This is a genomic window from Paenibacillus luteus, assembly GCF_006542765.1.
GTDB lineage: Bacteria > Bacillota > Bacilli > Paenibacillales > Paenibacillaceae > Pristimantibacillus > Pristimantibacillus luteus.
This window is the reverse complement of sequence record NZ_SKCD01000015.1, coordinates 19828-37807: the sequence shown is the minus strand read 5'-3', so window position 1 is coordinate 37807 and position 17980 is coordinate 19828. Positions and strand designations below refer to the sequence as shown.

Annotated in this window: 15 protein-coding genes; 8 read left to right on the top strand and 7 right to left on the bottom strand. The window is 48.7% G+C overall.

The annotated features are described in order from the left end of the window. Positions 1–47: 47 nt before the first annotated feature. Positions 48–875, bottom strand: a complete 828-nt coding sequence (locus tag E0496_RS13235; protein WP_141502167.1) for a purine-nucleoside phosphorylase — start codon at positions 873–875, stop codon at positions 48–50. A gap of 211 nt (positions 876–1086) precedes the next feature. Between E0496_RS13235 and deoC the strand changes: the two genes are divergently transcribed. Beyond that, positions 1087–1776 carry a deoxyribose-phosphate aldolase gene (deoC, locus tag E0496_RS13230; RefSeq protein WP_141502166.1) on the top strand — a complete coding sequence of 230 codons (690 nt, stop codon included), beginning with the start codon at positions 1087–1089 and terminating at the stop codon, positions 1774–1776. A 168-nt stretch (positions 1777–1944) separates the two neighbouring features. Here deoC and E0496_RS13225 read toward each other — a convergent pair whose 3' ends face one another. Beyond that, the gene (locus E0496_RS13225; protein WP_141502165.1) at positions 1945–2817 is read right to left on the bottom strand and encodes an aldose epimerase family protein; all 873 of its coding nucleotides are present in this window, start codon (positions 2815–2817) and stop codon (positions 1945–1947) included. Between the two features lie 453 nt (positions 2818–3270). Continuing rightward, positions 3271–4428 (bottom strand): peptidylprolyl isomerase, encoded by a 1158-nt coding sequence (locus E0496_RS13220; protein WP_141502164.1) that lies wholly within the window; start codon positions 4426–4428, stop codon positions 3271–3273. 464 nt (positions 4429–4892) lie between these two features. Here E0496_RS13220 and E0496_RS13215 point away from each other — a divergent pair, with 464 nt between their 5' ends. The 5 genes from E0496_RS13215 to E0496_RS13195 all read left to right on the top strand — a co-directional run bounded on the left by E0496_RS13215 (position 4893) and on the right by E0496_RS13195 (position 13843). Further along, positions 4893–6338 (top strand): HD-GYP domain-containing protein, encoded by a 1446-nt coding sequence (locus E0496_RS13215; RefSeq protein ID WP_241674786.1) that lies wholly within the window; start codon positions 4893–4895, stop codon positions 6336–6338. Positions 6339–6465: 127 nt separating this feature from the next. Continuing rightward, positions 6466–7461 (top strand): L-glyceraldehyde 3-phosphate reductase, encoded by a 996-nt coding sequence (gene mgrA / locus E0496_RS13210; RefSeq protein ID WP_141502163.1) that lies wholly within the window; start codon positions 6466–6468, stop codon positions 7459–7461. A gap of 125 nt (positions 7462–7586) precedes the next feature. Then, entirely contained in the window at positions 7587–11504 is a 3918-nt protein-coding gene (locus tag E0496_RS13205; protein ID WP_141502162.1) for a response regulator, read from the top strand. Positions 11505–11606: 102 nt separating this feature from the next. Further along, on the top strand, positions 11607–12335 hold the full coding sequence (locus tag E0496_RS13200) for a response regulator transcription factor (RefSeq protein ID WP_141502161.1): 729 nt from the start codon (positions 11607–11609) through the stop codon (positions 12333–12335). A 224-nt stretch (positions 12336–12559) separates the two neighbouring features. Continuing rightward, on the top strand, positions 12560–13843 hold the full coding sequence (locus E0496_RS13195) for a putative bifunctional diguanylate cyclase/phosphodiesterase (protein ID WP_141502160.1): 1284 nt from the start codon (positions 12560–12562) through the stop codon (positions 13841–13843). Positions 13844–13939: 96 nt separating this feature from the next. Here E0496_RS13195 and E0496_RS13190 read toward each other — a convergent pair whose 3' ends face one another. The 4 genes from E0496_RS13190 to E0496_RS13175 form a co-directional block, all read right to left on the bottom strand. Next, a complete protein-coding gene (locus E0496_RS13190) occupies positions 13940–14158 on the bottom strand; it encodes a hypothetical protein (protein WP_076337062.1) in 219 nt (72 codons plus the stop codon). 128 nt (positions 14159–14286) lie between these two features. After that, positions 14287–14967 (bottom strand): TraX family protein, encoded by a 681-nt coding sequence (locus E0496_RS13185; RefSeq protein WP_241674785.1) that lies wholly within the window; start codon positions 14965–14967, stop codon positions 14287–14289. A gap of 113 nt (positions 14968–15080) precedes the next feature. Next, positions 15081–15977 carry a manganese catalase family protein gene (locus E0496_RS13180; RefSeq protein ID WP_141502159.1) on the bottom strand — a complete coding sequence of 299 codons (897 nt, stop codon included), beginning with the start codon at positions 15975–15977 and terminating at the stop codon, positions 15081–15083. A gap of 120 nt (positions 15978–16097) precedes the next feature. Continuing rightward, positions 16098–16409 carry a hypothetical protein gene (locus E0496_RS13175; protein WP_206669768.1) on the bottom strand — a complete coding sequence of 104 codons (312 nt, stop codon included), beginning with the start codon at positions 16407–16409 and terminating at the stop codon, positions 16098–16100. Between E0496_RS13175 and E0496_RS13170 the strand changes: the two genes are divergently transcribed. Together E0496_RS13170 and E0496_RS13165 are read left to right on the top strand one after the other, a co-directional pair. Beyond that, positions 16399–17049 carry a hypothetical protein gene (locus E0496_RS13170; protein ID WP_206669767.1) on the top strand — a complete coding sequence of 217 codons (651 nt, stop codon included), beginning with the start codon at positions 16399–16401 and terminating at the stop codon, positions 17047–17049. The genes E0496_RS13175 and E0496_RS13170 overlap by 11 nt on opposite strands. A gap of 34 nt (positions 17050–17083) precedes the next feature. Next, on the top strand, positions 17084–17506 hold the full coding sequence (locus E0496_RS13165) for a hypothetical protein (protein ID WP_141502156.1): 423 nt from the start codon (positions 17084–17086) through the stop codon (positions 17504–17506). Positions 17507–17980 lie beyond the last annotated feature (474 nt).

The window sequence follows — 17980 nt, the reverse complement described above, 5'->3', positions numbered from 1 at the left end:
GCTGCTCCCGTTTTAATGATGGGAACAACTTCTTTCCTTGCAATGCCTTACACTGTGAATGCGCCTACCGATGCTTTTACAAGGGAAATGAATTTTGGTCTGGCTTGCTCTGCTACGCGAACGACTTGCTCATGCGTGAGCGGTTCGAGCTCATCACCAATGGCCATGTCGGTAATACAAGTGATGCCGACTACACGTATGCCGGTATAGTTAGCGGCAATGACCTCTGGAGCCGTTGACATGCCGACGGCATCTGCTCCCCAGCCTGCCATCATGGACAGCTCAGCTGGCGTGCAGTAGGTTGGTCCGGAGATGCTGACATATACGCCTTGTTGAAGCTTGATATCCAGTTCTTCCGCTTTCGCAGCCACAATGGCGCGAAGCTCGCGGTTATAGGCTTGCGACATGTCAGGAAAGCGGGGGCCAAGCTCCGGAATGTTCGTACCCATGAGCGGATTGCTGCCGGTATTGTTGATATGGTCAGTGATGAGCATCAAATCTCCTGCGGCGAACGAACGGTTCATGCCGCCTGCGGCGTTGGTGACGAGCAGGGTCTGAATACCGAGCTGCTTCATGACATATACGGGGAAGACAACCTCTTTCATGGAGTAGCCTTCATAGTAATGGAAACGGCCTTTCATGACGAGGACCGTTTTGCCTTCTAGCTGTCCGATGACCAGCTCGCCGGAATGCCCTTCTACCGTGGAAACGGGGAAATGCGGGATTTTCTCATAAGGAATGGTGATCGCATCTGTCACCTCATCGGCTATGACGCCAAGGCCGGAACCCAGAATCAGGCCGATTTGCGGCTGCTGCTGCAGTTGGCTGCGAATATAGGCTGCAGCTTCATTTATTTTGACTAGCACGTTGTCCATCGTTGATGTACCTCCCTGATTTTGTTCGATCCTGCTTATGTTATCATTGCGGAACAAATGGTTTTCATTGCCATAACAATCATAGCGTATCGAATGAACAAAAGTAAACCGAGCGGGTACTGGCAGCGGATCATTGTTGTTTGAGACAAAGCTTCGTATAATGGAACATAACTTATGTAATCGAGTATGAATTGAGATGGAGGAATAGAGGATGAGTTCCGGAACGGATTACACGCCAGCAGAAGTAGCGGCGATGATTGACCATACGATATTGAAGGCAGACGCAACAAAGGAAGAGGTATTGCAGATTTGCCGCGAGGCCAAGCAGTACCAATTTGCAACCGTTTGTGTAAATGCAGGCTGGGTAGCGGTAGCGGCCGATGAGCTCAAAGGCTCAGGAGTCGGCATTACTACCGTGGTGGGCTTTCCTTTAGGCGCTACAACGACAGCATCCAAGGCGGCTGAAGCCAAATTTGCGATCGCCGATGGCGCAACTGAGGTGGATATGGTTCTGAATATTGGCTTGCTGAAGTCGGGCGACCTCGAAGGTGTTCAGCGCGACGTAGCGGGCGTGGCTGAAGCCGTAAAGGGTCAAGCGGTTCTCAAGGTTATATTGGAGACAGGGCTGCTGACGGACGAAGAAAAGGTTGCAGCATGTAAGATTTGCGTAAAAGCGGGCGCTGATTTTGTGAAAACATCAACAGGCTTTGGAAAAGGCGGAGCAACGGTCGAGGATATTGCCTTAATGCGCCGCACAGTGGGCCCTGATCTAGGTGTGAAAGCATCTGGCGGTGTTCGCGACCGTGAAACGGCATTGCAGATGATCTCTGCAGGTGCTACGCGCATTGGCGCTAGCTCAGGCATCGCCATCGTTACGGGCGGCAAGGGCGAAGGCTACTAAGCTAAGCGGCATGCTGTCTATAAAATGAGAAGGAGGGAAGCGCTGTTTATGGGCGCGTCCCTCCTTTTTTGGTGTTTGAAAGATATTCAGAGGTTTAAGGAGAATTTCTCCCGTTAATTCAGCTCGGTCCAGCTAGGTACATCCCAATAAATCCAGGTAAAGCTCAGCTTAACGCTCGCAGCTGATCGTCACATTTGCACGCAATTCCTCACCGGCGTTGAGCATAACGAGTTCTTTCTGGCGCGTCAGCTCGCCGTTCATCGCCATCCATGGCTCTACGCATACGAACGGACGATCCTTCACCGACCACAGCACCATGTATTTGAAAATATCATCGTAAGTCAGGCGAACGCGGGCACCTTGCAGTGCGGGGAAGGAAATTTCACTTTTCTTCGCATCAAGTAAGCAAACCGACTCAACTAGCCCTTCCAGATCGATGACGCCATCGAATGGCTTCTCTACATTGTCGTTGTAGTCGATATAGCGGGTTGCTTCGATATCGTAGCCGATCTTTTTGTCCGAATCGATTGCGAAATACGGATGAAAGCCAGCGTAGAAAGGCATTGCAGCTGCCTCGCTTAAGTTGCGGTACTGCTGGCGAGTATGTAATTGGCCGTCTTGCAGGGCGTAAGTAAATGTAAGCTCGAAGTGGAAAGGATAGACGCGAAGCGTCTCTTCATTGCTTTGCAGGCGAATGGTAATGGAAGCCTCGCCCTCCGTAGAGGTCGACACAACGTCCCAAGCAGCGGTGCGCGCAACACCGTGGTTAGCGATTTTGTAAGTTTGGCCATTCCACTCATATATCCCGTTCTCTAGCTGACCGCAGATCGGGAACAATACAGGATTGCCGCCGCGAATATTCGCAGTAGGATTCTCAAAGGTTTCCTTGTCTAAGTAAAAAAGCTCAAGCCCATGCAGTTGGCAGCCGATGGTGATTCCTCCGCGCTCCGGGCAGACAAGCACACGGGAGTCGGTGTTTTTATCGGTTAATTCATATAACGTATAGGTGTCCTTGTAGCTGCGTACTTCATAGTTGCTCACTTGATTCCCTCCAGTAATAAAAGCATGTCCTATTTTCCCCATCATACCATATTTGCTTAACACGATATTGCAATTATTATAGCCTAATCCCCGCCTATAGAGTCATTTTGCATTCCCTGCCATCAGTCCGCTCACCGCTTGCACAAAATATGGCTGTTTAAAAATGGTCGAATCTAGTAAAACAATCATCTACTCCCTTTTAAGAGAATGGCATAGTATATATTAACTTCAGAGCACAGCAGGTGTTACTAAAATGTCGCACTAATAAGTCGCACTAAAAGACGATAAGCTGCTGAAATGAAAGGAACCGCCAGCTTGCGAACCCTGAAGCCAAATCCACCCCAAGCTCCTCCCTCCGAGCGACAGGGTGGATTTTTGCCTATCTAACAAAAAGAGCAGCATCGCATCGGCTGTTAAGCTTCTGCAAGTGGCTGCTCTTTTGGGTGACATTAATTATTCTTTTGTTTCTGTAGTAGCTGAAGGTGCTGGAGATGTTTCAGGCGTCAAAGTGTTAGTAATCTTTGCTTTGGCGCGAATCTCGCTCATCCAAGCCTCGGAAAGCTGATTGGCTTCCGTAGCCACAAGCTGCTTCTTGATTTCTTCCTTCTTCTCTTCAAAAGTTGGAACAACAGCAGCCTTCTCAGCTGTTTTCTTAATGATGTGGAAACCGTGCTGCGATTGAACAACAGCGCTGATTTCATTAATTTTGAGCGCGAATGCTGCTTCTTCAAACTCGGCAACCATGTCGCCTTTACCGAAGAAGCCAAGGTCGCCGCCGTTATCCTTCGAGCCTGGATCGATCGATTTTTCTTTGGCAATGGCTGCGAAGTCTCCGCCTTGCTTAAGCTCGGCCAAGATCGCATCTGCTTCTTCTTTCGTTGCTACAAGGATATGGGAAGCTTGAATTTCCTCAGGCGTACCCATGGAAGCCTTGTTTGCATCGTAGTATTGTTGAACCTCTTCGTCCGTTACGTCCGTTTTTGGTTCTAGAATTTTGCGAATCGTAAGATTGATTTTTGTATCTTTTTTCAAGCTTTCAACCGTCATATTGTATTGGGCAAGCGTCGAGTTGAACTCCTCGTCTGATCCGAAGCTCTTCTTGATCAGTTCAATCTCGGAGTCAATGTCCGCGTCAGTAACGGTGATGTTGCTCGCTTTCGCTTCCTGCTGGATGAGTTCTTGAGTGATAAGGTTCTCAAGCGTTGCAGGGCCGCCAGCCGTAATTAACTCATCGTAGAGTCTTTCTTTGCTAATGTTGGTGCCGTTGACGGTAGCCACGGACTCATTGTCAGCTCCACCAAATGGCGGTTTGATCAATACGATGATAAGCACAACAGCCAGTAGCGCGGAAATAACGATCCATGCTTTGCCGCCTCCGCCACCTTTAGGCGCTTGCTGATGGTCGTCATGACTTGGAGCTGCTGGATTGAACCCATCGTTTGGAGACTCTGGAAGCCCACCGTTTGATTCCGAGCGAAGCTCCTCTTCAATTGCAGCATCTTGCTCGGATAGCTTGTCCAATCGTATGTCGTTCTCAGTTGTGTGAAGCTCTTCTTTCGCAGCCAATTCGTTTTCTACGTCTTTTTTGGACTGCGATTCTTTGTTATCCATTCCATAAACTCCCTTCGATTTACCTGTCTTTCAATACTATAACAAAACATGCTTCAAAAAACCTTAATCTAAAATAAAAATACAACTTCTTGCCTTTTGTCGATTCGTCTCCATTGTAAGCGCATGCGGCCACCGATATCAAGCGTGAAAGGTGGAGTGTCAGGCCGAAAGCCCGCTTATTCTAAAATATAGAGATAGTATATCCTTAGCTATACTTTCACTATATTTCTCGGAATGAAACGCATCGCGCCGCCAAAGGGCGGAGATAGCCGTTTCACCTTGCGTAATTTCGCTGTTTATCAGATGCGGGAGGGATGATATGATAGGAATAAAGTTATTCCAACATTATCCTACATAATTCGTGATATTTTCAGATGACAACCAGAATTAACTTTACACCTGTGCAGGCGGCAGGCGGTATCGTTAATAATCATAATTTTGATCTAATTGTAGGAGGAATAGTCTTGCGCCAAAATATAGGGGTATATACCCGGTTCATCCTTTGCATGCTGCTGCCTTTGGCAGGGTATTTTATGCTGCGCGGTACGGCGCTCGACAAAAGCATCAACGCACCGCAGGAGCATTTTTATATGGTCAGCCTCGTTTCAGCGCTATCCTTGGTGCTTGCCGTGGCGGTCGGCTTTGTTGCGATTTCGCTGCGTAATATTAAGATTAGTTTTCTATCGTTATCTTATGTATCTCTCACCGCTCTTTTCACTTTGCATGGGTTGTCGACGCCTGGCTTTCTAATGGATCATACTGGCATCGCGGCCAGCGCGGCGCAGCTTAGCGTCATGATTGCTGCTGTCTGGCTGTGGCTATCCTCCGTTTCAGTAGATCAGCCTGTTATCAAGTGGCTTGCCGATTGGCAGCGATATTTGCTCCCCGGATGGTCGGCGCTGCTGCTTGTTTTTTGCCTGGTGCTCTGGTATCACCCCGATTTGACCCATTACTTCCACTTGAAGGAGACGGCGATGCGGTGGATCGCAAGCGTGTTTATCTTTCTCTTGAACGGCTGGACGGTATATCGTTATATGAGGACTTACTTATCTTCCCGTTTTCCTTTGCAGCTTGCGATCGTGTATAGCTCCGGTTGGATGATCGTTGCACAGGTGATTATCGCAAGCGGGCATTCCTGGCATCTAAGCTGGTGGCTTTATCATTTCCTGCTGCTTGCCTCAGTGATTATCATGGTGATGGGAATCGTATCCCAATATGTCAGCTCCAAATCGATTACGGCTTCGATTAAGCTTATGTTTCGCGCAAATCCGCGAGACTGGATTAACACGTATATGTCAACTAGCGTTCGGGAGCTGGTGATGACGACGGAAGCGCGCGATTCCTATACCGCAGGCCATAATTACCGGGTGGCATTATATGCTCTGAAGCTGGGAGAGGAGCTTTCCTTAACCTCAGCCGAGCTTCGAGCGATCGCGCAGGGCGGGCTTGTGCATGACGTTGGCAAGCTGCGCATCCCGGATACCATCCTGAACAAGCCGGGAAAGCTCACGCCAGAGGAGCGGAATATTATTGAAGTGCATCCGGTGTCGGGCTATGATTTGTGCAAACGGCTTGGATTTATGCCGGAAGAACTGTCGGTTATCCGCTCGCATCACGAAAAATGGGACGGAAGCGGCTATCCTGACCAATTGGCAGGCGAGCAGATTCCGTTATTGGCGAGAGTAACAGCTGTGGCAGACGTCTATGACGCTTTAACTTCTTCGCGTTCTTACCGCAAGGCCATGTCGCATGAAGCGGCAATGGAAATTATTTTGAAGGAGAGCGGGAGCCACTTTGATCCTTCATGCGTAGAAGCATGGGAGCGCCTGGTAAAGGAACAGCCCGGCTTCTTCGAGGAGACGATCCGCAATAGCCCCCATCTGAAGCTGGACAAAAGGCATGTTCGATAGCCAATGCGCAAGCTCATTCTATGTATTTCCTTTTTGGCTATGGACAGTTGTACAATAGGTAGGAGAGCTTCATGCGGACAAAAAGAACATGAAGGTTTTCAATAGAACTGGTTGGAGGGTTTCGAAAATGACGTATTTGGCGGATAAGCAACGGTATGAGAGCATGAAGTATAATCGCGTTGGACGCAGCGGCTTGAAGCTGCCGGCTATATCCCTCGGGCTATGGCATAATTTTGGCGGCGTTGACCGTCTTGAGAATGGACGGGCAATGGTTCGCCGGGCATTTGATTTGGGAATTACCCATTTCGATCTGGCTAACAACTATGGACCGCCTCCGGGCTCTGCCGAAGAAACGTTCGGACAAATTCTGAAACAGGACCTTGCCGCTTACCGGGATGAACTGATCATCTCCACGAAAGCTGGCTATTATATGTGGGAAGGCCCTTACGGCGAATGGGGCTCACGCAAATATTTGATATCAAGCCTGGATCAAAGCTTGAAGCGGATGAATCTCGACTACGTCGATATTTTCTACCATCACCGCCCCGATCCGAATACGCCGCTTGAGGAGACGATGACTGCGCTTGATCACGTCGTTCGCCAAGGAAAGGCGCTTTACGTCGGCGTATCGAACTACAACGCTGAGCAAACCGCGCAAGCGGCAGCGATCTTGAAGCAGCTCGGTACACCTTTCCTCATTCACCAGCCTTCCTATTCCATGTTCAACCGCTGGATCGAGGATGGCTTGCAGGATGTGCTTGAAGAGGAGGGTATTGGTTCAATTGTATTCTCTCCGCTTGCCGGAGGTTTACTGACGAATCGTTATCTGAATGGCGTTCCTGCCGATTCGCGTGCTGCTGGGCCAAGCGTATTCCTGAAGTCAGATCAAATCACGGACAGCAAGCTGAATAAGATCAAGCAGCTGCATGAGCTTGCTCAGGAACGCGGCCAATCGCTTGCCCAAATGTCTCTGGCATGGGTATTGCGCGGCGGGAAAGTAACGTCGGCACTAATTGGCGCAAGCCGTGTCGAGCAAATCGATGATAACGTGGCTGCACTCAGCCGCCTTGACTTCAGAGACGAGGAACTAAGCCGCATAGAAGCCATTCTGGCAGCGGAGTAGGGCTAGCGTTTATATCTTTTAAAACTTTAATTATCCCAGCGCTGGAGCAGCTGTCCGTAGTTTTGCGGCATGCGAGCTTCAGCGTTTTTTTTATTCTCCAGGTGATAGGCAAAAGAGGTATAATAGTGTCAAAGTTCGACATTTGCGGTTCATGCGGAGTGGAAGGGGAAAGCGGCTTGAAAAAGATGTCGTTGCGGACAAAAGGATTGATATTGATTGTTCTCATCTCTTTGGTTCCTCTATTAATTGCAGGGGTAGGCAACTACTCCGCCGTGAAGGAAGCCATGCTTCAATCAGAAATTGAGAAAACAACAAGCAAGCAAAATATACGGGCGAATAATTTGGCCTCATGGATGGCGATTCGCAAGGCTGAGGTTGTCGTCATGAGCCGGACGGAGGTCGTTCGATTCGGCACGGATGAGGAGCGACTTCATTATTTCGGACGCGAGCTCGTTCGCGGCGGCTTTATCTACCATTCGATTGGTTTCATAGATGAAGACGGAATGGCTCTGCGTACCGATGGCGGGCGGACCAATCTAAGCTCGGAGACTTTCTATCAGGAAGCAACGGATGGAAAGATTGTCATAACCGATCCGTTTATGCCTTCTTTCTCCGATACGAAGCAATCGCTGATTGTCGTGCCCGTTTATGGGGCAACCAATGAGCTGAAGGGCGTCGTGTATGCTTCCATCGTATTTTCTACCATGCGTCCCTTTATCGAATTTGCAGAAGAGAACACGCTCGTGCGCCTGTTTAATGATAGTGGCGGTGTCATTTATTGTTCCAATTTGGATCTGATCGATAATATCAGTTTATTTGACAAGAATTCCGATTGGCTTCCGGTTGCTGGCAAGCTAATGGAGTCGGAGCAGGGCGTAACAGGGCTTAATATCGAGGGTACCTCTTATTCTATTTTCCATACGAAGGTGAACGATACCCCGTGGCGATTTGCGCTGCAGGTGCCGATGTCGGAGCTTCAGAGTCAAATGAAGCCGATCTTTTGGCGTATTTTTACGACGATTGCCGTCTCCGAATTAATTATTGTAATCTTCTTTTATTTATATTTTGAGCGGATTGTGAAGCGTCTTGAAGGAATACTGGGCGTAACAGAGCAGGCTGCAGCGGGCCGATTCCAAGCGGAGCATCTTGAAGTAGAGCCGCATGATGAGATTGGGCAGTTAGGTCATTCCGTCAATGGGATGATGGAGCATTTGCAGGATATGTTTGACCGGTTGGAGGCTATTATTAATCAGAATCAATATGCCTTTATCGTGCTGGATGAGCATTATAAAGTGACCTATTTGAACAAAACGGCTGAGGAGATGTTGGGCTACAAAACGGAAGAACTGGCAGGCATCGCTACTCCCCTAATGTTTATGGATCTTGATGAAATTCGTTTGGAAGCTGAGAAGCTTACGCTTGAGCTTGGCAGAGAGATTCAGCCGGGTCTTGAGGTGTTCAAGGAGCTGCGGTCCGAAAATTTCTCCTATGAGCGAGAGTGGACATTTATACATAAGGATGGAACACGCATACCGACCTTGCACAGCTCCAACGGCCTTCGCGACCGCAATGGGCGTTTCTCCGGCGTCGTTGGCATGGTGCTTGATATTTCCGACCGCAAGCACATGGAGAAAGCGCGCAATCGCTTGCTCGATATCGTAGAGTCAGCCAAAGACTTAATCGCCTCCGTCAGTTCGGAAGGCAAGGTTGTCTACATGAACCGCGCAGGCAGAGAGATGCTCGGCTTGCAAAGTGCAGTAAATGGTAAATATTCCGTCAGGGATCACTCTCAGCCGGATATGTATTCCGAGCTTGTGAAGGGAGCCGCGCTGGCGAAGGAATTTGGTTTCTGGGAAAGCGGAGCTCAGTTGATTAGAAGCGATGGCGAAGCGGTTCATGTGTCGATGGTTGTCGTGGCGCACCAGAACGAGGACACGGGCGAGCTGTATTTCTCCTGTATAGCCCGCGATATATCGGAGCAAAAGCTGGTGCAGGAAGAGCTCATCCGCGCTACGCTTGAAGCGGAGGAAGCGAACCAGGCGAAGAGCAGCTTCCTTGCTCTGATGAGCCATGAGATCAGAACGCCGCTCAATGGCATAATTGGCTTGACGCAATTAATGCGCAAAACGGGATTGTCCGCATCACAGAAGGACTATATGGATAAGATGAACACCTCTTCGGAGACGCTGCTTCGCCTAATTAACGATATTTTGGATTTCTCCAAAATTGAAGCGGGCAAGGTGGATATCGAACGCCAGCCGTTCCGGCCAGACGAGCTCATGCACCGAATAAGCGATCAATTAAGCGTATTTATGGGTGGCAAGGAGCAGTTTGAGTTTATCATTGCGACTCCGGAGCGTTTGCCGCAGTCGATTATTGGAGACGCGCTTCGATTGGAGCAGGTGCTGCTCAACCTGTGTATGAATGCCATTAAGTTTACGAACCGCGGGCATGTAAGACTGCAATTGGAGCTGGTAGAAGAGTCAGACAAAGCAATCAGCATTCGCTTTACGATAGCAGACACGGGTATCGGCATGAGTTCGGATCAGGTCGATAAGCTGTTTAAGCCATTTACGCAGGCAGATGGTTCAACGACCCGTAAGTTCGGTGGTACGGGGCTTGGCCTAGTCATTTCCAAATCATTGGTTGAGCTGATGGGCGGTAAGCTGGAGGTGTCGAGTGAAGCATTCGTGGGCAGCCAATTTTTCTTTACGCTTCCGTTCAAAGTGCTGCACAGCTATCCAGAGCATATTTGGCGGGCTCGCAAAGAGCTGATGGAGCAGCCGGTCTGGATTGTTGAGGATGATGATGAGATGCGCAGTCATTGGATTGAAATCATAGAATCCTACGGCTTAACGGCGATACCTTTCCACTCTTGGAAAATGGCCCGTGACCGCCTGCGCCGCATTGGAGCCGGAGCGCTGCCTAAGCTAATCGTTCTCGACATGGAAATGCCCGATATGTATGGAGCCGAAACCTGGCTGGAGTTCCACCGCGATGCGGAGCTGGCTGGCGTGAAGACGATTGCGATGACGACCTCCTATGGCCGCGACGAAATGATGCAGCTCCCGGCAGCGCAAAGGCCGGTCACGTTGCTGATTAAACCGATTATGCGTTCAGGCATGCTGCGTGCGATTGAAAGCGTATTGGAGCAGAAAAACGGGCACGCCCGTGAACAAGTGAACGCTGAGCCAGCAGCCGAAGTGATGAAAAACGAATCCAACACGCGTATTTTGCTGGCTGAAGACAATAAAATCAATCAGCTTGTCGCTATTGAGATCTTGAAGGAGCAAGGCTATGAGGTAGGCTTGGCTGAAAACGGTGAGGAGGTTCTCCAGAAGCTGTCCGAGGAGCACTGGGACTTGATCTTGATGGATATTCATATGCCTGTCATGGATGGCTCGGAAGCGGTTAGACTCATTCGCAGCCAATCGAAATATGATGAAGTTCCGATTATTGCGGTAACGGCTAATGTGCTGCGCAACGATCATGAACGGTATTTGAAGCAGGGCATGAATGATGTCGTGACCAAGCCAATTTCTTCGGAACGCCTGCATACCGTTATTTCCTACTGGCTTAAGCAAGAAGAGGCAGCAGCCAAGCCCGTTGGCAATCTAGAGCTGCGCGCAGAGGCCGGTCGTATGGAAGCTGCAGAGCCTGCTGCCAAAAGCCCGCTGCCGCCGATCGCCGGTATGGACGTAGATAGCGCCATAGCACGGGTCAATGGCAAGCTGCCGATTTTGCTGCATATGATGGAGCAGTTTATGCTTGATTATGATAGTTTCGCCGATCAGCTTCGTATGATGGTTAAGCAGTCCGAGCTGACGATCGTCAAGCGGATGGCTCATACTTTAAAAGGAGCAGCTGGTTATTTGTCCGCCTATGAATTGTTAGAAGCGGTATGTGAGGTAGAGCGAATTGTTAAGCAGCCGGATATGGGGACGGAGGAGCTTCAAACCGCCATTAACGATGTGGAATCGGCACTGAAGCGGCTTCTGGCAGGTCTCCGCAGTGCCAAGGAAACATTCGACAATAATTCCTAACAAATTTCTAACAAATTGTTGTCCCTTTTAAGTCGGTATTGTATAGTAGAGATACAAAAAATATTCGACAGAAATCTTCAATCCTCAAAAAGGGTGACGACAATGTATAAAGTTCTAGTTATTGAAGATGACGTCATGATGAGTGATATGCTGTCTATGTATTTATCAGAAGAAGGCTATTCCGTCATGCAAGCCTATAGGGCAGACGATGGGCTAAGGCTCGCGTCAGAATTTGCTCCTGACTTAGTGCTGCTTGATTTGATTTTGCCTGATTTGGACGGCATGGAAGTATGTGCGCTCCTTCGAAAACGTTCTAACGTTCCAATTATGATTCTTTCTATGAAGAGTGAAGTGTCCGAACGGGTTCAGGCTTTGAAGGCCGGAGCTGATGATTACATGTGCAAGCCGTTCAGCATGCACGAAATGACCGCCAGGGTAGAAGCGCTAATTCGCCGCTCGAATACGATGCATACCGATTCGGTACAGCAGGTTGCTGCGGCCATCGAGACCGTCGATGATAGCAATGCTATTCAGCTTGACTTCGAGAGACGACTGCTGCTTGTACGCGGACAGCTCGTTGAAACCACCTTCTCGGAATATGAGCTTATGAAGCTGTTTCTAGCTTATCCGGGTAAGGTATTCAGTAGAGAAGAACTTATAAATACGATTCGCGGCTTTGATTCCTTTGTGACAGACCGTGCCATCGACGTACATATCGTCAATCTTCGCAAGAAAATCGAACAAAATCCGAAGGAGCCGCGGCTTATTCGTACGGTTTGGGGATTTGGCTACAAGTATACGGCTGAGCATACAAGCATAAGCCAGAGCTAATGACTTTTGATTTTTCATCTTGTTCCTAGGACCATTTCGCTATCGCGGAATGGTCCTTTTTTTGTTGTAAACGGTCAGGTGGAATCCTATATGAATTGAAATGTAAGGCGATGGGCCCTTGTATTAAAATAACTAACATTCTTCTAAATCTCTCTCTTTAATTTTTCTAATGATTGTATGTCAGAATAAGGATAACTAAGGAATGAGGACGGTGTTTATACGACATGGATGCTTTGACCGGTTTGCCTTGCCGCAAAGAAGCTTTTGCACAGCTGGAGGTAGCTGTAAATGTTGTACGTGCGGCCGGTAAACGGATGGTAGTGGCGCTCGTTGATATTGATCGGTTTTATCGAGTGAACGAAGCATTGGGGACGGATTTCGGCAATGAGGTGCTATGCATCATGAGCAAGCGCTTAGCGGAGGCAAGAATGGTTTCTACCCGCGTGAGCCGAGTAGGAGGAAATCGTTTCCTGATCGCTATGCCCGTTGAACCGGAAGAGAACGGGGGCCTTCAGGCTGTGGAAGCGATCAAAAATGCGGTCGAGCGGCCAATTGATGTCAAAGGAACGGAGCTGTATCTCACATCAAGCATTGGCGCAACGTTATTTCCACAGGATGGCCGGACAAGTGAGCAGTTGATTACGCGTGCGGAATCAGCTTTATATCAATCCAAGTTGCAGGGCGGAAACCGCGCTCGATTTTATAATTTAGAGGATACGATTCAGCTCAATCGGAGGATTGATATCGAGGCGGCTCTACGGCCAGCCTTGTATTTAAGACAGTTTCGCCTCAGTTATCAGCCTATTTATCGGATGTCAGACGGTAAGTTAAGAGGCTTCGAGGCGTTGATCAGATGGGAGCATCCTCAGCTTGGGGACATTTCGCCATCAGAATTTATACCTTTAGCCGAGCAAAATGGTTTAATTATCCCAATAGGGGAATGGGTGCTTCGAGAAGCGTGCAAAATGCTTGCAGGCATGAGCAAATACGGCTTGTGCAGCTTAATCATGTCTATTAATATTTCGCCAATACAGCTGCTGGATCCAACTTTTTCACAGACGGTACTGAATGCGCTCAAGGATCATCATCTGCAACCGGACTCCTTTGAGCTTGAAATAACGGAAAACCACCTGCTCTACACCTCGGACACGGCGATTTCTACACTGAGCTGGCTTCGGGCGACCGGCGTACGCATTGCGCTTGATGACTTCGGGATTGGCTACTCCTCCCTAGCCAATTTAAAGCAGCTGCCAATCCAATGTTTAAAGATCGACAAATCCTTTGTGAAAAAAATTGATCTTCAAAGCGCAGAGCGGATTATCGTCGAAGGCGTGATCAAGCTGGTGCACAAGCTTGGGCTTGAGGTGATTGCGGAGGGAGTCGAATATGCGGAGCAGTATGAACTGCTGAGCGAATGGGGCTGCAATTATGTGCAGGGTTTTCTCCTTGGCAAGCCGCAGGAGCCAGATGTGCTGGATCTCTCGATGATTCGACGCTCAGAGGAATAGCGGGCAGAGAGCTAACACGGATAGCGGAAATGCAAAAGACCTGAGGGGGCATTGGAGAAATGCGCCGTCAGGTCTTTTTTCTACTTCTACGTATTATTAACATACTTCAAGATAAAGCTTCGTGCCGTCGTTATATTGGAAAATAGCCACGTCGCGCACCATTTCAACCGATTTGATTCTTCTCCATTTTTTACGGAAATCAAAATCCAATTCCAATTCGTACAATTTATGATTAAGCAGTTCTAAGGATGCTGATTGTTCGTTAGGATAGTAGACAGGGACGGAACGACTTTTGAAGGTAACGATTTTCATCATTTCCTATAACACCTCCGATCGATTTCCTCCATTCTATCGTATACCTTTTAGCCTCTTATGAAACTGTCATGAGGATTTTGTTTATTTTACTTACACTTTTCTAACAATTCGACATTTTCTGCAAAAATTTAGGTGGAATACAGCGAACGTAGAACTTCCTTGAAGCTTTGGTTGCTCATGATCGGATAGATGATAGCAATAATCGTCAGGTGAAGCGGATAAAAGCTGCGCCAAACGATGCGGGGAACTTTAATTTTATCGGCGCTGCGTATAAAATCGGGCATATATACGATAAGAATGGTGGCAAACAGGCTGAAGAGTTGAATGAACCAGCCCTTCACAAAAAAGCTTACCACGTTTAGCGAAAAGTGAAACAAGGTGAACCATTGCGCCCCCGCGTAGCGATAGACAAGGACAAGGAGCACGACATAAGCGCCATAGCTGAACGGCAATATTTCGAGCAAGCTCGCTGTGGCACCGGCTAACAGGATTTGTAGGATAGGCTTATCGCCTAATTTATCAAGAAGGCGCAGAAGCAGCAGGCAAACGAGCAGAGAGCCTACTGTATTGACTTCAAGCCTGTGAAAAGCAAATTGATAAGGCAGCTGCGACAGGAGGGCGATTCCGGCCATTCTTTTCAGGTACCGGTTGATATCGCTTGTTCGGGAATAGCCGATTACAATGGACAAGGCATAGAATGGCAAAGCCAGGCGTCCGATTATTCGCCAGACTGAGTTCTCTGGAAACCATACGAGACCCACATGATCAATCAGCATCGTAAGCATAGCTAGAAATTGAATCGATTTCACCTACATTCTCTTGAAGTTATACCTTTTAGTATAAGCGATTCAAGAGATAAGGAACAGGAAGACCTCCAGCCCGCTAAGAGCGGTTAAGGAGGTCTTCGTTATGAATTATGGGCTTAGAGACCGGCATTTTTCTGCAGGCGGCGGGCAATTTCTAGGAAATCCTCTTGCGAGATGCCTGGCGCAAACTCCTCGGGCAGCTCTCCCAAATCCGGCATCGGCGCTCCTTGTGGAGCTCCTTGGATGACTTCGAGCGGTGCTCCGGTTAGCGGGTTCTGTCCATTCCAAATGAGCACAACATCCTTGTAATCGTTCTGGCTGAACGTATACAGCTTGTTGCCGAGCCCCATGGCTTCATATTTTCGCGCCGTCTCAAAGCTGTTATTGCTGAGATCGGGAATAGGGATAAGCCGCTTTACATCAACGCCTGTGGCGATCTCGAGCGCTTTGGCATAGGCTAGCACATGCACACCGCCCCTAACCAGCAAATACCCGATCATTGCGCGTGCAGTAGGATGGTCGGTCATCTCATACACACGCATCTTATGCGTGCGCGCCCCGCACTCCAAGAAAAAATTATGCAGCAGGTCAAGCACGAGGTTGCCGCTGCTGAATACATTATCACCCGTCCATGCGCGGCCCATGGAGTCTCCAGGCAAAGAGGTTTGTGCCGATTGGATGAAAAAGTAGCTGTTGCGCTTGTTCACACCCTCCCTGAGAGGAGTGGAATTAGGATCGCCAGCCGTTGTCGTGCCAGTGAGCACCATGTTGATGGCTGCCGATACGAGCTCGACATGGCCAAATTCTTCGGCCGTTATGCTCGATACAAGATCGTAGAATGGCTTAAGTTTTTTCTTTTCACGAAAGTTAAAGGATTGGTACATATAGTTGTTCAGAGTCGACATTTCCCCAAACTTCCCACCCAGCAGCTCCTGTACCGCAGCCGCAGCATTGGCATCTGCATAAGGGGATGGCGGGAGCTCTATCTGAAGCCGGTTTATCCGTTCAATCACGAGCCTGCTCACCTCTTCTCTTCGACAGTTCCACTCACTCATATGTATGACAGCTCTCGCAGCCATAGACCGTCGATGTCAAAAGGGACAACCTCCTGTCGAATGGACAGACCGGATCAACTAGGTAGAGAGCAGCGTAATGACGAGCAGCTCGTAGAGGATGAGCGGCAGCACCGCATTATAAGAATTCATAAAGGCACGCGAATCACGCATCGTACATTGCAAATATAAGACGCAGTGATCGATATGCATAATCCTTCCTTCATAAATATGCCCGTCGACCATTTGGACGCAAACGTATTTGTGCATATGCCCTCCGCACATGTTCATGACGCGGTCGCGCACCTCCATGACCATAGCCGTATGCTGCGGTTCCGCTTCATAGAGAACGGGCGCTGCTTTCTCCATGCCCATCGGGCCCATGTTGGGCATGCTGTTCATTTTGGGTGAATTGGCCATTCCCGCCATGTTCGGCATGCTGTTCATGTTGGGTGAGTTCGCCATCCCCGCCATGTTGGGCATGCTGTTCATGTTGGGTGAGTTCGCCATCCCTGCCATGTTGGGCATAGTGTTCATGTTGGGTGAGTTCGCCATCCCTGCCATGTTGGGCATAGTGTTCATGTTGGGTGAGTTCGTCATCCCTGCCATGTTGGGCATGCTGTTCATGTTGGGTGAGTTCGCCATCCCCGCCATGTTCGGCATGCTGTTCATGTTGGGTGAGTTCGCCATCCCTGCCATGTTGGGCATAGTGTTCATGTTGGGTGAGTTCGCCATCCCCGCCATGTTCGGCATGCTGTTCATGTTGGGTGAGTTCGCCATCCCCGCCATGTTCGGCATTCCACCCATCTGCCCCATGTTGGGAGCGGTACTCATGCCGGCTGTATTTGGCATATTGCCCATATTGCCGATATTGCCCATATTCGTCATATTTTCAGCCAAGCCCAAAACCTCCATTCGTATGGTATGTCATATAAGTATGCAGGCGGGCAACTGGTCATACGAAGTTTACAAAGGACAAATTCAACGTTTGGAGGGTATCACTCGTCCACGCGACTCTCTTAAATCTACATAGAATAGAGTATGTTCGAGAGGGAGGGGGGATAGAAATGTCCGCCAAATTAAAGCTAAACATTCGCAGCGTGAAATCTGCTCGCAAAACGACAAGCCGTGCACGCATATCATCGGATTGCAAATGCAAAGACGATCACAAAAGCTGTGGCTGTCGCCGCAAAGAAGATCCAGCTGTTGAAGCCATGCAAGAAGCAGGAAAAGAGCTAAGCGATATTTTTAAGCAATTGAAGGATCAGAATACCGCAGCAAAATTGGTCAAAGCGATTCGCTGCCGCGATGCAAGAGCGGTTCAAAGCCTACTCGATTGCAACTGTCGCGTTGTTTGCTTCTTCTGTACACGTGATAAGGACTGTGTAAGAATCTGCTGCTCTTTCGGCAGATCCAATGATGTAACGGTTACGTTTGATATTTGCGTGAGAAGAGTGCAGGATGAATGCCGTCGCAATTCTTGGTTCTAATGCAAGCAATAGCTCCATTCTAAAGAACGTTGGAGAAGAAGAGTAGGGGTTCTAGGATCGGAATTGGCATTAAAATTGGCACAGGAACAGGAACAGGAACAGGAAGAGGAAGCAGGGACGAATCCTTGAGCATTTAGGCTGCTTAAAGGGAACGTCCCTGTTTTCTGTGTGGTTGCTGGTTCATACTGCACTTTTGCAGTAACTTGATGCTGGTTAGAGGGTTTTAAAGATCTATCCTGCAGATTCACATTATTATTTCTTGTACAGTATCAATTTCACGTACTTTTCTGTTTGAGATATAGGCTATGATGCTGATGTGCAACATAGCCTAATTTCTGAGTGGGATGCAGGCGATTCGCCTGCAAAAGTGCAATATACATATCCCTGCAAGAGCGAAAGCGTGATGATAGGCGTAAAAAAGTGAAGTATACATATCACTGGAAGAGCGAAAGTATGAATATAGACGTAAATCAC

Coding starts and splice junctions, on each gene's coding strand:
- E0496_RS13165 (WP_141502156.1), top strand. CDS start 17,084: ATGTCCGCCAAATTAAAGCTAAACATTCGCAGCGTGAAATCTGCTCGC.
- E0496_RS13200 (WP_141502161.1), top strand. CDS start 11,607: ATGTATAAAGTTCTAGTTATTGAAGATGACGTCATGATGAGTGATATG.
- deoC (WP_141502166.1), top strand. CDS start 1,087: ATGAGTTCCGGAACGGATTACACGCCAGCAGAAGTAGCGGCGATGATT.
- E0496_RS13190 (WP_076337062.1), bottom strand. CDS start 14,158: ATGATGAAAATCGTTACCTTCAAAAGTCGTTCCGTCCCTGTCTACTAT.
- E0496_RS13170 (WP_206669767.1), top strand. CDS start 16,399: ATGTTGGGCATGCTGTTCATTTTGGGTGAATTGGCCATTCCCGCCATG.
- E0496_RS13235 (WP_141502167.1), bottom strand. CDS start 875: ATGGACAACGTGCTAGTCAAAATAAATGAAGCTGCAGCCTATATTCGC.
- E0496_RS13175 (WP_206669768.1), bottom strand. CDS start 16,409: ATGCCCAACATGGGCCCGATGGGCATGGAGAAAGCAGCGCCCGTTCTC.
- mgrA (WP_141502163.1), top strand. CDS start 6,466: ATGACGTATTTGGCGGATAAGCAACGGTATGAGAGCATGAAGTATAAT.
- E0496_RS13220 (WP_141502164.1), bottom strand. CDS start 4,428: ATGGATAACAAAGAATCGCAGTCCAAAAAAGACGTAGAAAACGAATTG.
- E0496_RS13195 (WP_141502160.1), top strand. CDS start 12,560: ATGGATGCTTTGACCGGTTTGCCTTGCCGCAAAGAAGCTTTTGCACAG.